Below are 19,228 nucleotides of genomic sequence, written 5' to 3'. Positions count from 1 at the left end.
AAAATATTTATCTTTCATTTTGCGATCGAATTAACACTTTTAAATCTTTCGATCTGATTAAAATAACTCACCATTTAGCAAGACCATACCCTACAGGAGTAAGAGAATAATGATTGACGCCATTACGCATGGTGCAGAGTGGTTTATCGGACTGTTTCAGAAAGGTGGTGAGGTGTTTACCGGGATGGTGACAGGTATTCTGCCTCTGCTGATCAGCCTGCTGGTGATCATGAATGCCCTGATCAATTTCATCGGCCAGCAGCGGATTGAGAAATTCGCCCAGCGCTGCGCCGGAAACCCACTCTCCCGTTATCTGCTGTTGCCCTGCATCGGAACCTTTGTGTTTTGTAACCCGATGACCCTAAGCCTGGGCCGTTTTATGCCGGAGAAATACAAACCGAGCTATTACGCTGCCGCCTCATATAGCTGTCACTCCATGAACGGTTTATTTCCGCATATCAACCCGGGTGAACTGTTCGTTTATCTCGGTATTGCCAACGGTCTGACCACCCTCGGCTTGCCGCTCGGTCCGCTGGCGGTGAGCTATCTGCTGGTAGGGCTGGTGACTAACTTCTTTCGCGGCTGGATAACCGATCTGACGACCGCCATTTTTGAGAAAAAAATGGGCATTCAACTTGAGCAACACGTGCGTTTGTCTGGAGCGACATCATGAAGCGTATTCGTATAGAAAAAGGCGCGGGCGGCTGGGGCGGCCCGCTGGAGCTGGAGGCCACGCCCGGCAAGAAAATCGTCTATATCACTGCCGGAACGCGTCCCGCCATTATCGATAAGCTCGCGCAGATGACCGGCTGGCAGGCGGTAGACGGATTTAAAGAGGGCGAACCGCCGGAAGCAGAAATCGGCGTGGCCATCATTGATTGCGGCGGCACGCTGCGCTGCGGACTGTACCCCAAACGGCGAATCCCGACAGTCAATATTCACGCCACCGGTAAATCCGGCCCAATGGCGCAGTACATCCTGGAAGATATCTATGTCTCCGGTGTGAAGGAAGACAACATAACCTGGGCGGGCGAAAACAGCGCCAGTGCAGGCCGGGATTACGACAGCAGTAAAAAAATTACCGAGCAGAGCGACGGCCTGCTGGCGAAAGTGGGTATGGGTATGGGGTCAGCCGTAGCGGTGTTATTTCAGGCGGGCCGCGAAACCATCGATACGGTGCTGAAAACCATTCTGCCGTTTATGGCCTTCGTCTCGGCCTTGATCGGCATCATTATAGCCTCCGGGCTGGGCGACTGGATCGCTCACGGTCTGGCCCCGCTGGCCAGTCATCCGCTGGGGCTGGTGACGCTGGCGTTGATTTGCTCTTTTCCGCTGTTATCTCCTTTCCTCGGGCCGGGCGCGGTTATCGCGCAGGTGATTGGTGTGCTGATTGGCGTGCAGATTGGTCAGGGACATATTCCGCCGTACCTGGCGCTCCCTGCCCTGTTTGCGATTAATGCCCAGGCCGCCTGCGACTTTATTCCGGTGGGGCTATCGCTGGCGGAAGCGCGCCAGGACACGGTGCGTGTTGGCGTGCCGTCGGTGCTGGTCAGCCGCTTTCTGACCGGAGCGCCGACGGTGCTCATCGCCTGGTTTGTTTCCGGCTTTATTTACCAATAAGGAGTCTGAAGATGACGGTTATTTACCAGACCACCATTACCCACATCGGCCAGTGCGCGGCTGATGCGCTGAACGATCGGATGCTGATCACGTTTCGCGAGGGCGCGCCGGCGGACATTGTGGAGTTTTGTTTTATCCACTGCCACGGCGAACTGACCGGCACGCTCAGACCAGGTACGCACTTTGAGCTGGGCGATCGGTGCTATGACGTCACGGCGGTGGGGGATGTCGCGGAACAAAATTTGCGTGAGCTTGGGCATATCACCCTGCGCTTTGATGGGCAACATGAGGCGGAATATCCCGGTACCGTTCACGTTGCAGGTCCTGTGCCGGAGGGCATCGCCCCCGGCTGTATGTTGAAATTTGTCGCTTAAGTAGTAAGGAGAAAAGTATGAGTCAGGTTGCCGTTGTCATTGGCGCAGGACAGACCCTGGGGGCGTTCCTGAGCCGTGGGCTTGCCGCAGAAGGCTACCGCGTGGCGGTTGTGGATATTCAGAGTGATAAAGCGGCTACGGTCGCGAAAGAAATTAACGCTGAATTTGGTGAAGGGATGGCGTATGGCTTCGGGGCCGATGCCACCTGCGAGCACAGCGTACTGGCGCTGGCGCGCGGCGTGGATGAAATCTTTGGCCGCGTCGATTTGCTGGTTTACAGCGCCGGGATCGCCAAAGCCGCGTTTATCAGCGATTTTGCGCTGGGTGATTTCGACCGCTCTTTGCAGGTGAATTTGGTGGGCTATTTCCTTTGCGCCCGTGAATTTTCTCGTCTGATGATCCGTGACGGTATTCAGGGACGAATTATTCAAATTAACTCTAAATCAGGCAAGGTTGGCAGCAAGCATAACGCCGGGTATAGCGCGGCGAAATTCGGCGGCGTCGGGTTGACACAGTCGCTGGCCCTGGATCTCGCGGAGTATGGTATTACCGTTCACGCGCTGATGCTTGGCAACCTGCTCAAATCACCGATGTTCCAGTCCTTGCTGCCGCAGTACGCGGCCAAGCTGGGTATTAAAGCGCAGGAAGTCGAACAGTATTACATCGACAAAGTGCCGCTTAAACGCGGCTGTGATTATCAGGACGTGCTGAATATGCTGCTCTTTTACGCCAGTCCGAAGGCATCTTATTGTACCGGGCAGTCGATTAACGTGACCGGCGGGCAGGTGATGTTTTAAGCCTGTGCCACTCTGCCCGGTGGCGCTGCGCTTACCGGGCCTACAAATGCCAGCCGTAAATAGCCGCCCGGCATTAAACCCGCGGAGCCTAAGACATTCCAACCTCCGCCGTAGGCCGGGCAAGCGCAGCGCCGCCCGGCATTAAACCCGCGGAGCCGAAGACATTTCAATCTCCGCTGTAGGCCGGGCAAGCGCAGCGCCGCCCGGCATTAAACCCGCGGAGCCGAAGACATTTCAACCTCCGCTGTAGGCCGGGCAAGCGCAGCGCCGCCCGGCATTACTATCACCGGGGCCGGAGACATTACGTTTTCCCCAAAAAGAGGCATTAACCATGGTTACTACCCTGATTACCGTTGCCATTATCGCCTGGCTCAGCCAGCTTGCCCTCGGCGGCTGGCAAATCTGGCGATTTAATCGCGCTTTCGACCAACTCTGCCAGCAGGGGCGCGTCGGCGTTGGCCGCTCCGGCGGTCGCTTTAAACCCAGAGTCGTTATCGCCGTCGCGCTCGACAAGGATGACAAAGTCTGCGATTCGCTCATCATGCGCGGCCTCACCGTTTTCGCGCGTCCCGGCAAAATCAGGAACATTAACGGAAACTATCTTGAAGAATTAAAGCCTGATGTGATCTTTCCACAAGATCCACTCTGTCAGAATGCACTATCATTGGCGCTTAAACTGAAACATGGGTAATTTCGTTGTGAATGCTAATAGCTTGCGAAATTATCACTTCGCAATTTAATTTGGGTATCCACGCCTATGAAACCACGTCAGCGCCAGGCGGCCATTCTTGAGCATCTGCAAAAACAGGGGAAATGCTCTGTTGAGGAACTGGCACAGCACTTTGACACCACCGGCACCACCATCCGCAAAGACCTGGTGATACTGGAAAATACGGGAACTGTTATCCGCACCTATGGCGGCGTCGTGTTGAATAAAGATGAGGCCGATCCGCCTATCGACCACAAGACGCTAATCAACACCGATAAAAAAGCGCTGATCGCCGAAAGCGCGGTAACGTTTATTCATGACGGTGACTCCATTATTCTGGATGCAGGCAGTACCGTATTACAGATGGTGCCCCTGCTCAGCCGTTTTAATAACATTACGGTGATGACCAACAGCCTGCATATCGTCAATGCGCTGTCTGAACTGGACAACGAACAGACCATCCTGATGCCCGGCGGCACCTTTCGTAAAAAATCGGCCTCTTTTCATGGCCAGCTCGCCGAAAACGCATTCCAGCATTTCAGCTTCGATAAGCTGTTTATGGGCACCGACGGTATTGATTTGAATGCGGGCGTCACCACCTTTAACGAAGTCTTCAGCGTCAGTAACGCAATGTGCGCCGCCGCACGCGAAATCATCCTGATGGCGGATTCATCAAAATTTGGCCGCAAAAGCCCTAACATCGTTTGTGGCCTGGAGCGCGTCAATAAGCTGATCACCGATGCGGGCATCACCCCGGCGTTTCGTCAGGCGCTGGAGGAAAAAGGCGTTGAAGTGATTATTACCGGAGAAAAGCATGAGTGAGTTTCTGTTAGAGGCAGGCCGCCAGACGTTGCAACTGGAATTACAGGAAGCCAGCCGCCTGCCAGACCGGCTGGGCGACGATTTTATTCGTGCCGCCAATACCATTATCCAGTGTACGGGCAAGGTTATCGTCTCGGGGATGGGCAAGTCCGGGCATATCGGTAAAAAGATCGCCGCCACGCTCGCCAGCACCGGTACCCCGGCATTTTTTGTCCATCCGGCCGAAGCATTGCACGGCGATCTCGGGATGATCGAAAGCCGTGACGTGCTGCTGTTTATCTCCTATTCCGGTAGCGCCAAAGAGCTGGATCTGATTATCCCGCGCTTACAGGAAAAAGCGGTGACGCTGCTGGCGATGACCGGCAAATCCCGCTCCCCGCTGGCGCTGGCCGCCTCGGCAGTGCTGGATATTTCCGTCGAGCGTGAAGCCTGCCCGATGCATCTGGCACCAACCTCCAGCACGGTAAATACGCTGATGATGGGCGACGCGCTGGCGATGGCGGTGATGCAGACGCGCGGTTTTAATGAGGAAGACTTTGCCCGTTCGCATCCGGCAGGGGCGCTGGGGGCGCGGCTGCTGAACAAAGTGCATCATCTGATGCGCCGCGATGCGGCCATCCCGCAGGTGAAACTGACCACCAGCATAATGGATGCCATGATGGAACTCAGCCGCACCGGGCTGGGGCTGGTTGCGGTCTGCGATAACGACGCGCAGGTTAAGGGCGTGTTTACCGACGGCGACCTGCGACGCTGGCTGGTGGGCGGCGGCGCATTAACCGCCGAGGTGGGCGGCGCGATGACGCGCGGCGGGATCACCCTTCAGGCCAACAGCCGCGCGATTGATGCCAAAGATATCCTGATGAAGCGCAAAATCACCGCCGCACCGGTGGTGGACGATCAGGGCAAGCTCACCGGCGCGATTAACCTTCAGGATTTCTACCAGGCAGGCATCCTCTAGGCTTTCAGCCCGAGACGCTTCGCCAGCCGGTGCAGGTTGGCGACGTCGGTTTCCAGCCGCCTCGCGCTGGCCGCCCAGTTTCCTTCGCTTTGCGCCAGCGCGCGGGTGATCATTTCCCGCTGAAAACGCCCGGTCGCCTCGCGCAGGTTGGTGTTATCAGGCGGCAGCGCTACGCTGGTAACCGGGGCCGGTTGATCGTGCAGGGTGAAATGCTTTGCCTCCAGCACGACGTCATCACCTGTTGTCGTGGCCCGCGCCAGCACCACCGCCCGGTGAATAGCGTGTTCCAGTTCGCGCACATTACCCGGCCAGCCGTAACCCGCCAGATGCGCCCGTGCGCCAGGACTTAACACCACCTGTGCCAGCCCGAACCGCACCCGGCACTGCTCGCAAAAATAGCCCGCCAGCAGCACCACATCATCTCCCCGCTCGCGCAGCGGCGGCACTGAGAGCGGGAAAACGCTCAGCCGATGGAAAAGGTCGGCACGAAAACGTCCGGCCAGCACCTCTTCGCGCAGGTCGCGGTTGGTGGCCGCCAGCACGCGCACGTTCACCCGCAAACTGCGATCGTCGCCCACCCGCTGAATATCGCCGTACTGCAAAACGCGCAGCAGCTTGGCCTGAAGCGCCAGCGACAGCTCGCCGATTTCATCCAGAAATAACGTGCCGTTATCCGCCATCTCAAACTTTCCGCTGCGATGGCTGATAGCGCCAGTAAACGCGCCTTTCACATGGCCGAACAGCTCGCTTTCCGCCACGCTCTCCGGCAGCGCCGCGCAGTTAAGATAACCCAGCGGACTGGCCGCACGCGCCGAGCCTTCGTGAATCGCTTTCGCCACCAGCTCTTTACCGGTGCCGGTTTCGCCACCAATCAGCACGTTTAGATCGGAGGCCGCAACGATGGCAATCTCTTTTTTCAGTTGCACCATGCTCTCTGACAGGCCGATCATCTCCTGCCCCGGGGCCTGCCCGTAGCCATTATTTTCCCCTGGCAAGACGTTCTGGCTCTCAAGCTGGGCAATCAGCAGTGCATTATTCAGCGCGCCCGCCACCAGCGCGGCGATTAACCGTAGCTCTTCATCGCTGAAGTTATCGAAGCGGTCGGCAGACATACCGTCGAGGGTCAGCGCGCCAATCAGGTTTTGCCCGGCAAACAGCGGCAGTCCGACGCAGGCGTGGACCTTCAGGCTCTCCTGACCAGGGATCAGACCGTCGTAAGGATCGGGCAAATCGCTGTCCGCCGGGAAACGTACCACGTCGCCCGCACGGGCAATCGCTTCCAGGCGCGGATGCCCGGCCAGCGCGAACCGCCGCCCCAGCACGTCCTGCGCCAGCCCGTCGATGGCCAGCGGAATAAACTGATGCGCCTCGTAGCGCAGCAGCGCCGACGCGTCACAGCCCAGCGCCTGACGGAGTGTGGCGATCAGCCGCGCAAAACGATCCTGATGACCGATGTCACGCTGTAATTCGATGGCGATTTTCGCCAGTACCTCAACGGAAAAACCCATTTAACCTCATTGTCTTTTTGACTATCTCTACTGTCATTTTGACTATCCAGATAATATTCATTATGACATACACAACGCAAACTTGTAATAAAATAAGCAATAAAATCAACACAATGAAAACTGGCACGCTTATTGATTATAGCAATATATCTTTCTTATAAATTGATTTAAACCAGAGGTTGTTATGGCTATTCGTGTAAAAAACAATATTCAGTGGGTTGGACAACGTGACTGGGAAGTGCGTGATTTTCACGGCACCGAATACAAAACCTTGCGCGGCAGCAGCTACAACAGCTACCTGATCCAGGAAGGGAAAAACGTTCTCATTGATACCGTCGATCACAAATTCAGCCGCGAGTTCGTGCAAAACCTGCGCGCGGAGATCGACCTGACGAAGATCGATTACATCGTCATTAACCATGCCGAAGAAGACCACGCCGGCGCGCTGACCGAACTGATGTCTTATATTCCGCATACCCCAATTTACTGCACCGCCAACGCCATTGACTCCATTAATGGCCACCACCATCACCCGGAGTGGAATTTTAATGTAGTGAAAACCGGTGACGCGCTGGACATCGGCAACGGCAAACAGCTTATTTTCGTTGAAACCCCGATGCTGCACTGGCCGGATAGCATGATGACCTATATGACTGGCGACGCGGTACTGTTCAGCAATGACGCCTTTGGTCAGCACTACTGCGACGAACGCCTGTTTAACGATGAAGTCGATCAGACCGAGTTATTTGAGCAGTGCCAGCGCTACTATGCCAACATTCTGACGCCATTCAGCCGTCTGGTGACGCCAAAAATCACCGAGATTTTAGGCTTCAATCTGCCGGTCGATATGATTGCCACCTCACACGGCGTGGTATGGCGCGACAACCCGACGCAAATTGTCGAACTGTATCTGAAATGGGCAGCGGATTATCAGGAAGACCGCATCACGATTTTCTACGACACCATGTCGAATAATACCCGCATGATGGCAGACGCCATCGCTCAGGGCATCAACGAAGTCGACCCTCATGTGGCGGTGAAAATCTTTAACGTCGCCCGCAGCGACAAAAACGAGATCCTGACCAACGTCTTCCGCTCTAAAGGCGTGCTGGTCGGCACCTCAACCATGAATAACGTGATGATGCCGAAAATAGCCGGACTGGTTGAAGAGATCACCGGCCTGCGTTTTCGCAACAAACGCGCCAGCGCCTTCGGCTCCCACGGCTGGAGCGGCGGCGCGGTGGATCGTCTCTCCACCCGATTGCAGGATGCCGGTCTGGAGATGTCCCTCAGCCTGAAAGCCAAATGGCGTCCGGACTTCGACGCGCTGGAAGTCTGCCGTCAGCATGGTCGTGAGATCGCCCGTCAGTGGGCGCTGGCTCCGCTGCCGGAATCCCCGGCGGTTATCACTCCGACGCAGGAAGCCTGCGCCACCATCACTGCCGACCTGGGTCCCTGCATGCAGTGCAGCGTGTGCCAGTGGGTTTACGATCCGCAAACCGGCGAACCGATGCAAAATGTTGCCCCCGGTACGCCGTGGAGCGAGGTGCCGGATGACTTCCTGTGCCCGGAATGTTCGCTGGGCAAAGAGGTGTTTGACGCACTGGCGACGGAGGCAGCATGAACCACGGCATCGTCATCATTGGCTCGGGCTTCGCGGCCCGTCAGCTGGTGAAAAATATCCGCAAGCAGGATGCCAGCGTGCCGTTAACCCTGATTGCGGCCGACAGTATGGACGAGTACAACAAACCGGACCTTAGCCATGTTATTAGCCGGGGCCAGCACGCCGACGAACTGACCCTGCAAACGGCAGGCGAATTTGCCGAGCAATATCACCTGCGCCTGTTTCCTCATACCCGGATCACGGATATCGATGCCGCCAGTCGCACTGTGTTGAGTCAGGATCGTCAGTGGCAGTACGACAAACTGGTGCTGGCGACCGGGGCCAGCGCCTTTGTCCCGCCGGTGCCCGGCCATGAGTTGATGGTAACGCTCAACAGCCAGCAGGAGTACCGTGCGGCGCAGTCCACCCTGCGCGATGCGCAACGGGTGCTGATTGTCGGTAGCGGACTCATAGGCACTGAACTGGCAATGGATTTTTGCCGGGCCGGTAAGGCTGTCACACTGATGGATAACGCCGCCAGTATTCTGGCCTCGCTGATGCCAGCGGAAGTCAGCAGCCGCCTGCAACATTGTCTGACGGAAAGTAATGTGCATCTGCTCTTAAAGTCGCAGTTAGTCTCGCTGGAGCAGACCACCAGCGGCATTCGGGCGACCCTTGACCGCCAGCGGGTGATTGAGGTGGATGCAGTGATCGCCGCCACCGGTTTGCGTCCGGAAACCACGCTGGCGCAGCGTGCGGGCGTGGCGATTAACCGGGGTATCGTTGTTAACGGCTCGCTGCAAACCAGCGATGCACATATCTTCGCGCTGGGAGACTGTGCAGAAATCAATGGTCTGGTGCTGCCCTTTCTACAGCCCATTATGCTCAGTGCCATGTGTCTGGCGAAAACCCTGCTTAACACGGCTGGCGAGCTGAAACTTCCGGCGATGCTGGTGAAGGTTAAGACACCGGATCTGCCGCTGCATCTGGCGGGAGATACGCGCCGGGCGGATCTGCGCTGGCAAATGGTCGTCGATGCACAGGGGATGCTGGCAAAAGGCACGGATGCCGACGATCGATTGTGCGCGTTTGTGGTCAGCGAGGATCGGATGAAAGAGGCGTTTGCCCTGCTGAAGGCGCTGGCGGTGTAAATACGCGGGAGGAAGGGGGAAATATAAGCGGGCCTGTGCCATGGCGCTCCCCCGCACCCCGACCCTCTCCCTCAGGGAGAGGGGGAAAGGCGGCTCCGGGGATAGTCGTTAATCCCTGCCACGGACTGTCCCCTCTCCCTGCCGGAGAGGGTTAGGGTGAAGGGGAACGTCGGCTTCGGGGATAGTCGTTAACCCCTGCCACGGACTGTCCCCTCTCCCTGCGGGAGAGGGGTAGGGTGAGGGGGAAGGTCGGCTTCGGGGATAGTCGTTAATCCCTGCCACGGACTGTCCCCTCTCCCTGCGGGAGAGGGTTAGGATGAGGGGGACGTCGGCCTGAGCGCCCGCGCTGCGGCGACTGCCGCCTGACCTAACGCAAGGCCACCATCTCCCGCCGGAAACTGCTGCGGAAAAAGCAGCGTAAAGTCAGCGAGATAATGGCGCAGCCGCGCACGCAGCAGGCGGTTGTGCAGCACGCCGCCGCTGAAGACCAGCGTGGTGATCCCCCGCCGTCTCGCCTGCTCGCGCAAAAGCGTAGCAAAACCCGCCGCCAGCGCATCGTGAAATGCCCAGGCGCGCTCGGCAGGCGCGGCCTGCCAGCGTAGCCACTGATGCCAGAAGGTCGCCAGATCGAGCTGGTTATGCACCACGGGCATCGACACCGGATGGTTAACCTCATCACATGTCAACGCCAGCGCCTCCAGCATGCAGGCCGCCTCGCCTTCATAGCTTAAGGTCGTCGCCACGTCGCCCAGCGCCGCTGCCACCGCGTCAAACAGCCGTCCACACGAGGAAGCCAGCGGCGCGTTCAGCCCGCGCGCAATGGCTTTGGCCAGCAGCGGCCAGTTCTGTACTCTCACCCCGGCCGTTTCCGGATAACATTCCCACTGCGGTACAAATGCCAGACACTGCGCCAGCAAATTCCGCCACGGCTGGCGTGCCGCCAGATCGCCACCGGGCAGCGCGACGGCAGGCAATCCGCCGAGGTGCTCAACGTCACGGTAGTTCACCCGCAAACACTCGCCGCCCCACAGCGCGCCGTTTTCACCCATGCCGATGCCATCCAGCGTCAGGGCGATCACATCACCGCCTTCCAGCGGCCAGCCGTGTTCTGCCAGACAGGCTGCCGCATGGGCATGATGATGCAGTACGCTCTGCACAGGCAGGTCAAGAGAAGAAGCCCATTGTGCGCTGCAATAGCCTGGATGCGCATCGACCACTACCTGCTGCGGCGTAAAGTCATAAATCGCCTGCATCAGTTGTAAAGACGCCTGCCACTGCGCCTGGATACCATCGTCACTCAGATCGCCAAAATGCTGGCTCAGCACCGCCTGATTACCGCGCACCAGGCAGAACGTATTTTTAAGATCCGCCCCTAAACAAAGCATGGGTGGGATATGCTCAAAGCCCGACGGCAGGGTCAGCGCATCCGGAACGTAGCCGCGAGAACGGCGCAGCATCTCGCCGTTCTCGCGTACGACAGAGTCGTCCATTCGCTGCACGATATCCCGGTTATGCAGCAAAAAACCGTCGGCGATATCCTTCAGATCGTCCTGTGCCTGTTCATTAGTAATAGCTGGCGGTTTACCGCTGAGGTTGCCCGAAGTCATCACCAGCGGGCGATCGAGCGCCTGCATGAGCAAATGATGCAGCGGGGTCGCAGGCAGCATCACGCCTGCTTCACTCAGCCCCGGCGCTATGGCGTCGCACAGATCGGCAACGCAGGATTTATCCACCAGTACCACCGGCGCGGCAGGCGTTGAAAGCAGCGTGCGCGCCTGCAACGGCAATCCTGCTGTTGACGGGATCATCACCGCCAGCGGTTTAGCCGGACGCCGTTTTCGCTCGCGCAGCCGTATTACCGCGCGCTCATGACGGGCATCGCAGGCGAGATGAAAACCGCCAAGACCTTTAATCGCAACGATCCCCCCCGCGGCCAGTAGCGCCACCGCCGCCTGTAAGGCTGATTCATGCGTTTGAGTATCGTTGCCACAACGCCACGTCATGGATGGCCCGCATTCCGCGCAGGCCACCGGCTGAGCATGAAAGCGACGATCGTAAGGGTCACGGTATTCCGCTTCGCAGCGTGGACACAGCGGAAAACCAGCCATCACCGTGAATGGCCTGTCGTAAGGCATGGCATGAATAATGGTAAAACGTGGCCCACAGTGGGTGCAGTTGATAAACGGATAACGGTAGCGCCGTTGCGCAGGATCGTTCATTTCCGCCAGACAGGCCGGACAGGTGGCGGCATCGGGCACAATCTGCGTGCTCATGCTACCCGCCGCGCTGTGACGAATGGTGAAGTCCACCGGTACGACGTCCCAGCGCATCGGCTGAATGTCAGTGTCATCAATACGCGCCAGCGGCGGGCAATCCTGGCTGAGCAGCGCCATAAACGCCGCGCTTTCACCCAGCAGCCGCACCACCACGCCAGCGCCATCATTACAGACGTCGCCTTTCAGATTCAGCCGCTGCGCCACCTGCCAGACAAAGGGGCGGAATCCCACCCCCTGCACTTTACCGCGCACCCGAATTTGTACGCCGCTGTTACTCATTACGCTTTAATTACTCCGCTATGGCTTCGCACAGCCGCCCCTTCATGTTGCTGTAGGTGGTCTGCACGTACTCTTCCGCCTGGCGCTGATCGGCAATCGCCGTCACTTTCACCGCGCAGTATTTGGTTTCCGGCGTTTTCGAGATGGGATCAAGATTATCCTGCGTCAGCTCATTGCAGGCACCAATCCACCACTGGTAGGTCATATACACGCTGCCCTGATTGATACGCTCACTAACGCTGGCACGGGTGATGACTTTACCACGACGGGATTCGACCCACACCAGTTGTCCGTCCCGTACGCCGAGCTGCTCCGCATTCAGCGGGTTGATTTGCACAAAGCCCGGCTCGTCCGCCAGGGTTTGCAGCGCCGCGCAGTTCCCGGTCATTGAGCGACAGGAGTAATGCCCCACCTCGCGCACGGTGCACAATACCAGCGGATAATCTTCGTCAGGACGTTCGGCAGGCGCGCGCCACGGGGCGGCAAACAAATGGCCTTTGCCATCCGGCGTGGAGAATTTATTGCCCTCGTACAGGTACGGCGTACCCGGATGATCCAGCGTCGGACACGGCCATTGCACGTGCCCCATATCGCCCATTTTTTCATATGTCACGCCGTAGAACAGCGGGCATAGCTCGCGCATTTCGTCCCAGATTTGCTGGTTGTTATCGTAATGCATCGGGTAGCCCATTTCGCTGGCCAACAGGCTGATGATTTCCCAGTCGCGCTTGACGTTGTACTTCGGCTCAATGGCTTTTTCGAAACGCTGGAAGCCGCGATCGGCGCAGGTAAAGACGCCGCCGTGTTCGCCCCATGAGGTCGCAGGCAGCAGCACGTCGGCCTGCTCGGCAGTTTTGGTCATAAAGATATCCTGCACCACCACAAAATCGAGGGCTTCAAAACCTTTACGTACCAGTCCCAAATCGGCTTCAGTCTGGAGCGGATCTTCACCCATGATGTAGTAGGCTTTGACCTTGCCTTCCAGCGCCAGGTGCGGCACTTCGGTAATGCGCACGCCGACCTTATCGTCCATCAGATTAACGTCGATGCCCCAGGCGTCAGCGAATTTTGCCCGCACAGCCGGATCGACCACGTCCTGATAGCCGGGGAACTGATTCGGCAGCACGCCCATATCGCACGCACCCTGCACGTTATTCTGCCCGCGTACCGGACCGACACCGACGTTTTCACGTCCCAGATTGCCGGTCATCAGCGCCAGACTGGCCAGCCCTTTGACCACATCCACCGCCTGGCCAAACTGAGTCACGCCCATCCCCCACATAATGGTGGCAGATGGCGCAGCGGCGTAGGTACGCATCGCCTGGCGAACCTGCTGCGCAGAGACGCCGGTCAGGTGCTCTACCGCTTCCGGTGCATAGTCTTTGACCATTTCGCGATAGTCATCAAGCCCGGTGGTATAACGGGCTACGTATTCTTTATCGTAGAGATCTTCTTCCAGCAGCACATACGCGAAGGCGTTAACCAGCGCCATATTGCAGCCGTTGTTGATTTGCAGATGCTGGTCGGCAATACGCGCGGTTTCAATCCGGCGCGGATCGCAGACGATGATTTTCGCCCCGTTCTGCTTCGCTTTGATCACCCGACGCGCCACGATTGGGTGCGAATCGGCGCAGTTATAGCCAAAGACCAGCAGGCAACGCGAGTTTTCGATATCGCCGATGGAGTTGCTCATAGCGCCATTGCCGAGCGTTTCCTGTAGCCCGGCGACGGAGGGGCCGTGGCATACGCGAGCGCAGCAGTCGACATTGTTGGTGTGCAGCACGCCACGGGCGAATTTTTGCATTACATAGTTAGTTTCATTCCCGGTTCCGCGCGATGACCCGGTGGTCATGATGGCGCGCGGGCCGTGTTTTTCTTTAATCTCGCTCAGCCGTTTCGCGGTGTAGCGAATGGCTTCATCCCAGCTTACCGGCGTAAATTTACCGCCCTTTTGATAGCGGATCATCGGCTGCGTCAGGCGTGGCGTCAGAAGTTTAGTGTCATTGAGAAAATCCCAACCGTAATAGCCCTTCAGACAGAGTTCATGTTGGTTAGTTTTTCCGTCCGCCGCTTCCGCGCGGATAATACGATTATTCTCGACAACCAGCTTCAGTTTGCAGCCAGCACCGCAATAAGGACATACGCTCGTAATTTTTTTCATCAGTAACAGACCTGTTAAAAGTGAAACGAATGGGATTTAAAATATCAGGGAGGTCGCGGTATCCAGCGCCGTACGACGACGTTTTTCCGCGCTTAACTGCTCAAGCTTGTTACGGTCAACGCAAACCAGCGCGTGCGTCGGACAGGCCGCCATACAGGCCGGACCTTCTTCACGGTGGTGACAAAGGTCGCATTTATTAGCTTCGGCTTTTTGCGCCCGCACGTTTAGCGCGCTGCCGCTGTTACGCACAACCGGGCGCATAACCACTTCCATCGCACCGTAAGGACAGGCAACCACGCAGGTTTTGCAGCCGATGCAGCGCTCCTGCATCACATGCACAAAGCCTTTATCGCGGCTGATCGCGCCGTTCGGGCAGACGTTGGCGCAGGGCGCGTCCTCGCACTGGCGACACAGAGTGGCCGTTGAAACATTGACGCCTTTGATAACGTGAATACGCGGCAGGAAATTTTGCGGCGTCAGGGCCGCGCAGTCCTGATCCTGCTGGTGGGATACCACGCAGGCCACTTCGCAGGTGCGACAACCAATGCATTTGCTCGCGTCCGCAATGATGAAACGGTTCATCAAACTCTCCAGTAATGGCTGATAACGCGCTGGAGTATGCATAATTCGCGCCAATTATTAATGCATTGATTTTAATGACTATTTTTTTTGATGAACCGCCATGCGCCACTGTCATCGACAGAAGTGACGATGACAGTTGACGAGGCTCAGGCATGCGGTCCTCGGGTGAGCGAATCACGCACGATCAGCTCGCCGGGAAAGTGTTGCTGACAGGTAAATTCGCCGCCATCAAGCATAAAAATCAGGCGGCTGATGGTTTCTTTGATCATTTCCGTAACCGGGATTTTTACGCTGGAAAGGGAAGGAATAAGGTACGGTGCCAGCGCCGTATCATCAAAACCCAGCACCGACACCTGCTCCGGCACGCGTATGCCCCGTTGGTGGAGCTGTTTGATGGCCCCGGTCGCCATATCATCATTGCTGGCCACCAGCGCGGTAAACCCTGCCTTGCGAGCCAGCAGCGTCTCTACGCCAGCCGCACCGGTCACCGGAGTCCATTTCCCTTCTACAATCAGCGCGTCACGCACGGCGATATTATTTTCGCTTAATGCTGCTTTATAGCCCGCGAGACGTTCAATACCGGTGGGCGAATCCAGCGACCCGGTGATAAACGCGATATCGCGGTGCCCCCGCGCGATAAGCTCTGAGACGGCATGAAAACTTGACGCTTTTTGATCCGACCAGACGCAGTGGCTGCTATGGCGACGCAGACGACGATTAATCACCATAATCGGCTGGCTGTGACTCTGGATAATCTCGTCCATCTCATCCACGCTGAGAAATCGCGGGTAGATAATAATCGCGTCACAGCGTAAATCGAGCAGATACTGAATCGCCTCACGCTCCTCTTCAGCGCTGTGTTTACCATCGGCGAGGATCAACCGGCGTCCTTTATCTTCAGTCATTCGCGCGGCGTGAAACAGCAGCTCGCTGAAATAAACCCCGTGATAAAGCGTATTGGTCACCACCAGGCCGATGGTTTGCGTGGATTTGGTCGCCAGACTGCGCGCCAGCAGATTAGGCCGGTAGCCGCTCTCTTCAATGGCCTGAAAAACGCGGTCTTTGGTTTCCTGGCTGACATAGCCATTGCCCGTCAGCACGCGCGACACCGTTGCCTTTGATACCCCTGCCCGTTTCGCCACGTCCAGCATCGTTGCCATTTCGCCCGTCCCTCTTCGTAAGATGTGCAGCAGTGTACTTCACCCTCCGTTAATTTACAGCGCTGGTCTGCAAACGCCACGCGGCATAAAGCGATCTGAATCACAATTTAGCAACAGAAAAAAATTAGATCTTGCCTGAAAAATATAAACTCATCACCCTGATGTGGAACCGGTTTCCTATACAAAATTTCATCAACGTAACACGACATCACGTCGATTAATAAAAACAGGACAGAGATCCAATGGCTAAGAACTATACGGCACTGGCCCGCTCGGTGGTTTCCGCGCTGGGCGGAGTTGATAACATCGCGGCGGTTACCCACTGCATGACGCGCCTGCGTTTCGTGGTCAAAGACGAGGCGCTGATTGACAGCCCGACGCTAAAAGGCCTCAGCGGCGTCCTTGGCGTGGTGCGTAACGACAATCAGTGTCAGGTGATTATTGGCAATACCGTTTCACAGGCTTACCGCGAGGTAGTCAGCCTGCTGCCGCAGGATATGCAGCCGCCAGCGCCGGTCGGCAAACCGCCACTAACCCTGCGACGTGTTGGCGCAGGCATTCTTGACGCACTGATCGGCACTATGTCGCCGCTGATCCCGGCGATCATCGGCGGTTCGATGGTAAAACTGCTGGCGATGATCCTTGAGATGACCGGCCTGTTGGCAAAAGGATCGCCGACGTTGACCATCCTGACGGTCATCGGCGACGGCGCGTTTTTTTTCCTGCCGCTGATGGTGGCCGCCTCCGCGGCGGTCAAATTCAAAACCAATATGTCGTTGGCTATCGCCATTGCGGGCGTGCTGGTCCACCCGAGCTTTATTGATTTGATGGCGAAAGCCGCACAGGGCGAACATGTTGAGTTTGCGCTGATCCCGGTGACGGCGGTGAAATATACCTATACGGTGATCCCGGCGCTGGTGATGACCTGGTGCCTGTCGTATATCGAACGCTGGGTAGATCGCATCACCCCGGCGGTGACAAAAAACTTCCTTAAACCGATGCTGATCGTGCTGATCGCCGCGCCGCTGGCTATTTTGTTGATTGGCCCGATCGGCATCTGGATCGGCAGCGCCATTTCCGCGCTGGTGTACACGGTTCATGATTATCTCGGCTGGCTGTCGGTGGCGATTATGGGCGCGCTGTGGCCATTACTGGTGATGACCGGGATGCACCGCGTGTTCACCCCAACCATTATTCAGACCATTGCCGAAACTGGCAAAGAAGGCATGGTCATGCCGTCTGAAATCGGGGCCAACCTGTCACTGGGTGGTTCCTCGCTGGCAGTGGCATGGAAAACCAAAAACCCGGAACTGCGGCAGACCGCGCTGGCGGCAGCGGCCTCGGCGATCATGGCAGGTATTTCCGAACCGGCGCTGTACGGCGTGGCGATCCGCCTGAAACGCCCGCTGATTGCCAGCCTGATCAGCGGCTTTATCTGTGGTGCTGTCGCGGGCATTGCCGGGCTGGCAAGCCATTCGATGGCCGCGCCGGGGCTATTTACCAGCGTACAATTTTTCGACCCGACAAATCCGATGACCATCTTCTGGGTATTCGGCGTGATGGCGCTGGCGGTGGTACTCTCTTTTATTCTTACCCTGATGCTGGGCTTTGAGGATATTCCGGTAGAGGAAGAAGCCCGGCAAAAAACGGCATCTGAAAAAAATCACATTCACAACATGGACATTGAGCGAGGTAATGCATGACATCTCCCTTCCCACATAATTTTTTATGGGGCGGCGCAATGGCCGCCAACCAGGCTGAAGGTGCGTATCTGGAGGGCGGCAAGGGGCTGACCACCGTCGATATGATCCCACACGGTAAAAACCGCCTGCCCGTAAAGCTCGGCCAGGAAAAGCGCTTTACCCTGCGCGAGGATGAATATTATCCGAGCCACCAGGCGATTGATTTTTATCACCGCTATAAAGAAGACATCGCGCTGATGGCGGAGATGGGCTTTACCGTTTTTCGCACCTCAATTGCCTGGAGCCGCCTCTACCCCAATGGCGACGAGCCGATGCCGAACGAAGAAGGCATCGCGTTTTATCGGGCGGTGTTTGAAGAGTGTAAAAAGTACAATATCGAGCCGCTGGTAACGCTGTGCCATTTTGACGTGCCGATGCATCTGGTGACGGAATATGGTTCATGGCGCAACCGCAAAATGGTCGATTTTTTTACACGTTATGCGCGGACCTGTTTTGAAGCCTTTGACGGACTGGTGAAGTACTGGCTGACCTTTAATGAAATCAACATTATGCTGCACAGCCCCTTCTCCGGTGCCGGGCTGGTGTTTGAAGAGGGTGATAATCCCGAGCAGGTCAAATATCAGGCCGCCCATCATGAACTGGTGGCAAGCGCGCTGGCGACCAAAATCGCCCATAAAATCAATCCGCACAATCAGGTGGGCTGCATGCTGGCGGGCGGGAATTTTTATCCTTACTCCTGCAAGCCGGAAGATGTATGGATGGCACTGGAAAAAGACCGGGAAAACCTGTTCTTTATCGACGTACAGGCGCGCGGAGCTTATCCCGCCTATGCGGCGCGGGTATTCCGGGAAAAAGGCATCGCGATTGTTAAAGAGGTCGGCGACGACGAGATCCTGAAAAACACCGTGGATTTCGTGTCGTTCAGCTATTACGCCTCGCGCTGCGCGTCAGCGGAGATGAACGCGCAGAATACGAATGCGGCAAATATCGTGAAGTCGCTGCGTAATCCGCATATTCAGGTCAGCGAATGGGGCTGGGGCATCGATCCGCTTGGTCTGCGCATCACCATGAATATGATGTACGACCGCTACCAGAAGCCGCTATTTTTAGTCGAAAACGGTCTCGGCGCGCATGATGAAATCAATGCTCAGGGTGAGATTGAAGACGATTACCGCATTAGCTATCTGCGCGAACACATCCGCGCGATGGGCGAAGCGATTGAAGACGGCATTCCGGTGCTCGGCTACACCACCTGGGGCTGTATCGACCTGGTCGCGGCGTCAACCGGCGAGATGAGCAAACGCTACGGCTTTGTGTATGTTGACCGCGACGACGCCGGTAACGGCACGCTGGATCGCAAGCGTAAAAAATCGTTCTGGTGGTATAAGAAAGTGATTGCCAGTAACGGGGCAGATTTAGATTGATGGAATGGCCCGGCAGCGCAATGCGGCCGGGCAGGAAATCCACAGCGGCGACAGCGACGTTATGATGCCGGATGGCGCTTCGCTTTTCCGGCCTACAACTG

At 56.9% G+C, this 19,228-nt stretch carries 16 protein-coding genes; 11 read left to right on the top strand and 5 right to left on the bottom strand.

Translation table 11 applies throughout. The features are described 5' to 3' along the window. Positions 1-109: 109 nt before the first annotated feature. The 7 genes from srlA to gutQ all read left to right on the top strand — a co-directional run bounded on the left by srlA (position 110) and on the right by gutQ (position 5,280). Positions 110-673, top strand: coding sequence for a PTS glucitol/sorbitol transporter subunit IIC (gene srlA, locus CHU32_RS06740; protein WP_103675309.1), 564 nt, complete (start codon positions 110-112; stop codon positions 671-673). Beyond that, entirely contained in the window at positions 670-1,620 is a 951-nt protein-coding gene (srlE, locus tag CHU32_RS06735) for a PTS glucitol/sorbitol transporter subunit IIB (RefSeq protein WP_103675308.1), read from the top strand. The genes srlA and srlE overlap by 4 nt, the downstream gene beginning before the upstream one ends. A gap of 11 nt (positions 1,621-1,631) precedes the next feature. Next, complete coding sequence (gene srlB / locus CHU32_RS06730) at positions 1,632-1,994, top strand: PTS glucitol/sorbitol transporter subunit IIA (protein WP_103675307.1); 363 nt, start codon at positions 1,632-1,634, stop codon at positions 1,992-1,994. Positions 1,995-2,011: 17 nt separating this feature from the next. Continuing rightward, a complete protein-coding gene (srlD, locus tag CHU32_RS06725) occupies positions 2,012-2,791 on the top strand; it encodes a sorbitol-6-phosphate dehydrogenase (protein WP_103675306.1) in 780 nt (259 codons plus the stop codon). Between the two features lie 331 nt (positions 2,792-3,122). Then, positions 3,123-3,482 carry a transcriptional regulator GutM gene (gutM, locus tag CHU32_RS06720; protein ID WP_103675304.1) on the top strand — a complete coding sequence of 120 codons (360 nt, stop codon included), beginning with the start codon at positions 3,123-3,125 and terminating at the stop codon, positions 3,480-3,482. A gap of 66 nt (positions 3,483-3,548) precedes the next feature. After that, positions 3,549-4,322 carry a glucitol operon DNA-binding transcriptional repressor SrlR gene (gene srlR, locus CHU32_RS06715; RefSeq protein ID WP_103675303.1) on the top strand — a complete coding sequence of 258 codons (774 nt, stop codon included), beginning with the start codon at positions 3,549-3,551 and terminating at the stop codon, positions 4,320-4,322. Next, positions 4,315-5,280 carry an arabinose-5-phosphate isomerase GutQ gene (gene gutQ / locus CHU32_RS06710; RefSeq protein ID WP_103675302.1) on the top strand — a complete coding sequence of 322 codons (966 nt, stop codon included), beginning with the start codon at positions 4,315-4,317 and terminating at the stop codon, positions 5,278-5,280. Before srlR ends, gutQ begins: the two co-directional genes overlap by 8 nt. On the opposite strand, the gene norR is transcribed toward gutQ, so the two are convergent. Further along, positions 5,277-6,788 (bottom strand): nitric oxide reductase transcriptional regulator NorR, encoded by a 1,512-nt coding sequence (gene norR / locus CHU32_RS06705; protein WP_103750813.1) that lies wholly within the window; start codon positions 6,786-6,788, stop codon positions 5,277-5,279. The two genes, gutQ and norR, sit on opposite strands and share 4 nt — an antisense overlap. Before the next feature lie 184 nt (positions 6,789-6,972). On the opposite strand from norR, the gene norV reads away from it, so the two are divergent. Beyond that, on the top strand, positions 6,973-8,412 hold the full coding sequence (norV, locus tag CHU32_RS06700) for an anaerobic nitric oxide reductase flavorubredoxin (protein ID WP_103675300.1): 1,440 nt from the start codon (positions 6,973-6,975) through the stop codon (positions 8,410-8,412). Further along, complete coding sequence (gene norW / locus CHU32_RS06695) at positions 8,409-9,542, top strand: NADH:flavorubredoxin reductase NorW (protein WP_103675299.1); 1,134 nt, start codon at positions 8,409-8,411, stop codon at positions 9,540-9,542. The genes norV and norW overlap by 4 nt, the downstream gene beginning before the upstream one ends. A gap of 311 nt (positions 9,543-9,853) precedes the next feature. Here norW and hypF read toward each other — a convergent pair whose 3' ends face one another. The 4 genes from hypF to CHU32_RS06675 form a co-directional block, all read right to left on the bottom strand. Further along, positions 9,854-12,097 (bottom strand): carbamoyltransferase HypF, encoded by a 2,244-nt coding sequence (gene hypF, locus CHU32_RS06690; protein ID WP_103750812.1) that lies wholly within the window; start codon positions 12,095-12,097, stop codon positions 9,854-9,856. 10 nt (positions 12,098-12,107) lie between these two features. Beyond that, positions 12,108-14,258 (bottom strand): formate dehydrogenase subunit alpha, encoded by a 2,151-nt coding sequence (gene fdhF / locus CHU32_RS06685; RefSeq protein WP_103675297.1) that lies wholly within the window; start codon positions 14,256-14,258, stop codon positions 12,108-12,110. A gap of 36 nt (positions 14,259-14,294) precedes the next feature. Beyond that, positions 14,295-14,840: an electron transport protein HydN gene (gene hydN / locus CHU32_RS06680; RefSeq protein WP_103675296.1), complete on the bottom strand. Its 546-nt coding sequence runs from the start codon at positions 14,838-14,840 to the stop codon at positions 14,295-14,297. Positions 14,841-14,986: 146 nt separating this feature from the next. Then, on the bottom strand, positions 14,987-16,000 hold the full coding sequence (locus CHU32_RS06675) for a LacI family DNA-binding transcriptional regulator (RefSeq protein WP_103675295.1): 1,014 nt from the start codon (positions 15,998-16,000) through the stop codon (positions 14,987-14,989). 242 nt (positions 16,001-16,242) lie between these two features. On the opposite strand from CHU32_RS06675, the gene ascF reads away from it, so the two are divergent. Further along, positions 16,243-17,703, top strand: coding sequence for a PTS cellobiose/arbutin/salicin transporter subunit IIBC (gene ascF, locus CHU32_RS06670; protein ID WP_103675294.1), 1,461 nt, complete (start codon positions 16,243-16,245; stop codon positions 17,701-17,703). Next, complete coding sequence (locus CHU32_RS06665; protein ID WP_103675293.1) at positions 17,700-19,127, top strand: 6-phospho-beta-glucosidase; 1,428 nt, start codon at positions 17,700-17,702, stop codon at positions 19,125-19,127. The genes ascF and CHU32_RS06665 overlap by 4 nt, the downstream gene beginning before the upstream one ends. Positions 19,128-19,228: the final 101 nt, after the last annotated feature.

Origin of the sequence: Superficieibacter electus (assembly GCF_002915575.1) — a bacterium.
Taxonomy (GTDB): domain Bacteria; phylum Pseudomonadota; class Gammaproteobacteria; order Enterobacterales; family Enterobacteriaceae; genus Superficieibacter; species Superficieibacter electus.
The sequence above is the reverse complement of the archived record's forward strand: the minus strand, read 5'-3'. Positions and strand labels throughout refer to the sequence as shown.

What these genes read in the sequence shown, in the direction of transcription:
- srlA (WP_103675309.1), top strand. Translation starts at nt 110, where the DNA reads ATGATTGACGCCATTACGCATGGTGCAGAGTGGTTTATCGGACTGTTT.
- srlE (WP_103675308.1), top strand. Translation starts at nt 670, where the DNA reads ATGAAGCGTATTCGTATAGAAAAAGGCGCGGGCGGCTGGGGCGGCCCG.
- srlB (WP_103675307.1), top strand. Translation starts at nt 1,632, where the DNA reads ATGACGGTTATTTACCAGACCACCATTACCCACATCGGCCAGTGCGCG.
- srlD (WP_103675306.1), top strand. Translation starts at nt 2,012, where the DNA reads ATGAGTCAGGTTGCCGTTGTCATTGGCGCAGGACAGACCCTGGGGGCG.
- gutM (WP_103675304.1), top strand. Translation starts at nt 3,123, where the DNA reads ATGGTTACTACCCTGATTACCGTTGCCATTATCGCCTGGCTCAGCCAG.
- srlR (WP_103675303.1), top strand. Translation starts at nt 3,549, where the DNA reads ATGAAACCACGTCAGCGCCAGGCGGCCATTCTTGAGCATCTGCAAAAA.
- gutQ (WP_103675302.1), top strand. Translation starts at nt 4,315, where the DNA reads ATGAGTGAGTTTCTGTTAGAGGCAGGCCGCCAGACGTTGCAACTGGAA.
- norR (WP_103750813.1), bottom strand. Translation starts at nt 6,788, where the DNA reads ATGGGTTTTTCCGTTGAGGTACTGGCGAAAATCGCCATCGAATTACAG.
- norV (WP_103675300.1), top strand. Translation starts at nt 6,973, where the DNA reads ATGGCTATTCGTGTAAAAAACAATATTCAGTGGGTTGGACAACGTGAC.
- norW (WP_103675299.1), top strand. Translation starts at nt 8,409, where the DNA reads ATGAACCACGGCATCGTCATCATTGGCTCGGGCTTCGCGGCCCGTCAG.
- hypF (WP_103750812.1), bottom strand. Translation starts at nt 12,097, where the DNA reads ATGAGTAACAGCGGCGTACAAATTCGGGTGCGCGGTAAAGTGCAGGGG.
- fdhF (WP_103675297.1), bottom strand. Translation starts at nt 14,258, where the DNA reads ATGAAAAAAATTACGAGCGTATGTCCTTATTGCGGTGCTGGCTGCAAA.
- hydN (WP_103675296.1), bottom strand. Translation starts at nt 14,840, where the DNA reads ATGAACCGTTTCATCATTGCGGACGCGAGCAAATGCATTGGTTGTCGC.
- CHU32_RS06675 (WP_103675295.1), bottom strand. Translation starts at nt 16,000, where the DNA reads ATGGCAACGATGCTGGACGTGGCGAAACGGGCAGGGGTATCAAAGGCA.
- ascF (WP_103675294.1), top strand. Translation starts at nt 16,243, where the DNA reads ATGGCTAAGAACTATACGGCACTGGCCCGCTCGGTGGTTTCCGCGCTG.
- CHU32_RS06665 (WP_103675293.1), top strand. Translation starts at nt 17,700, where the DNA reads ATGACATCTCCCTTCCCACATAATTTTTTATGGGGCGGCGCAATGGCC.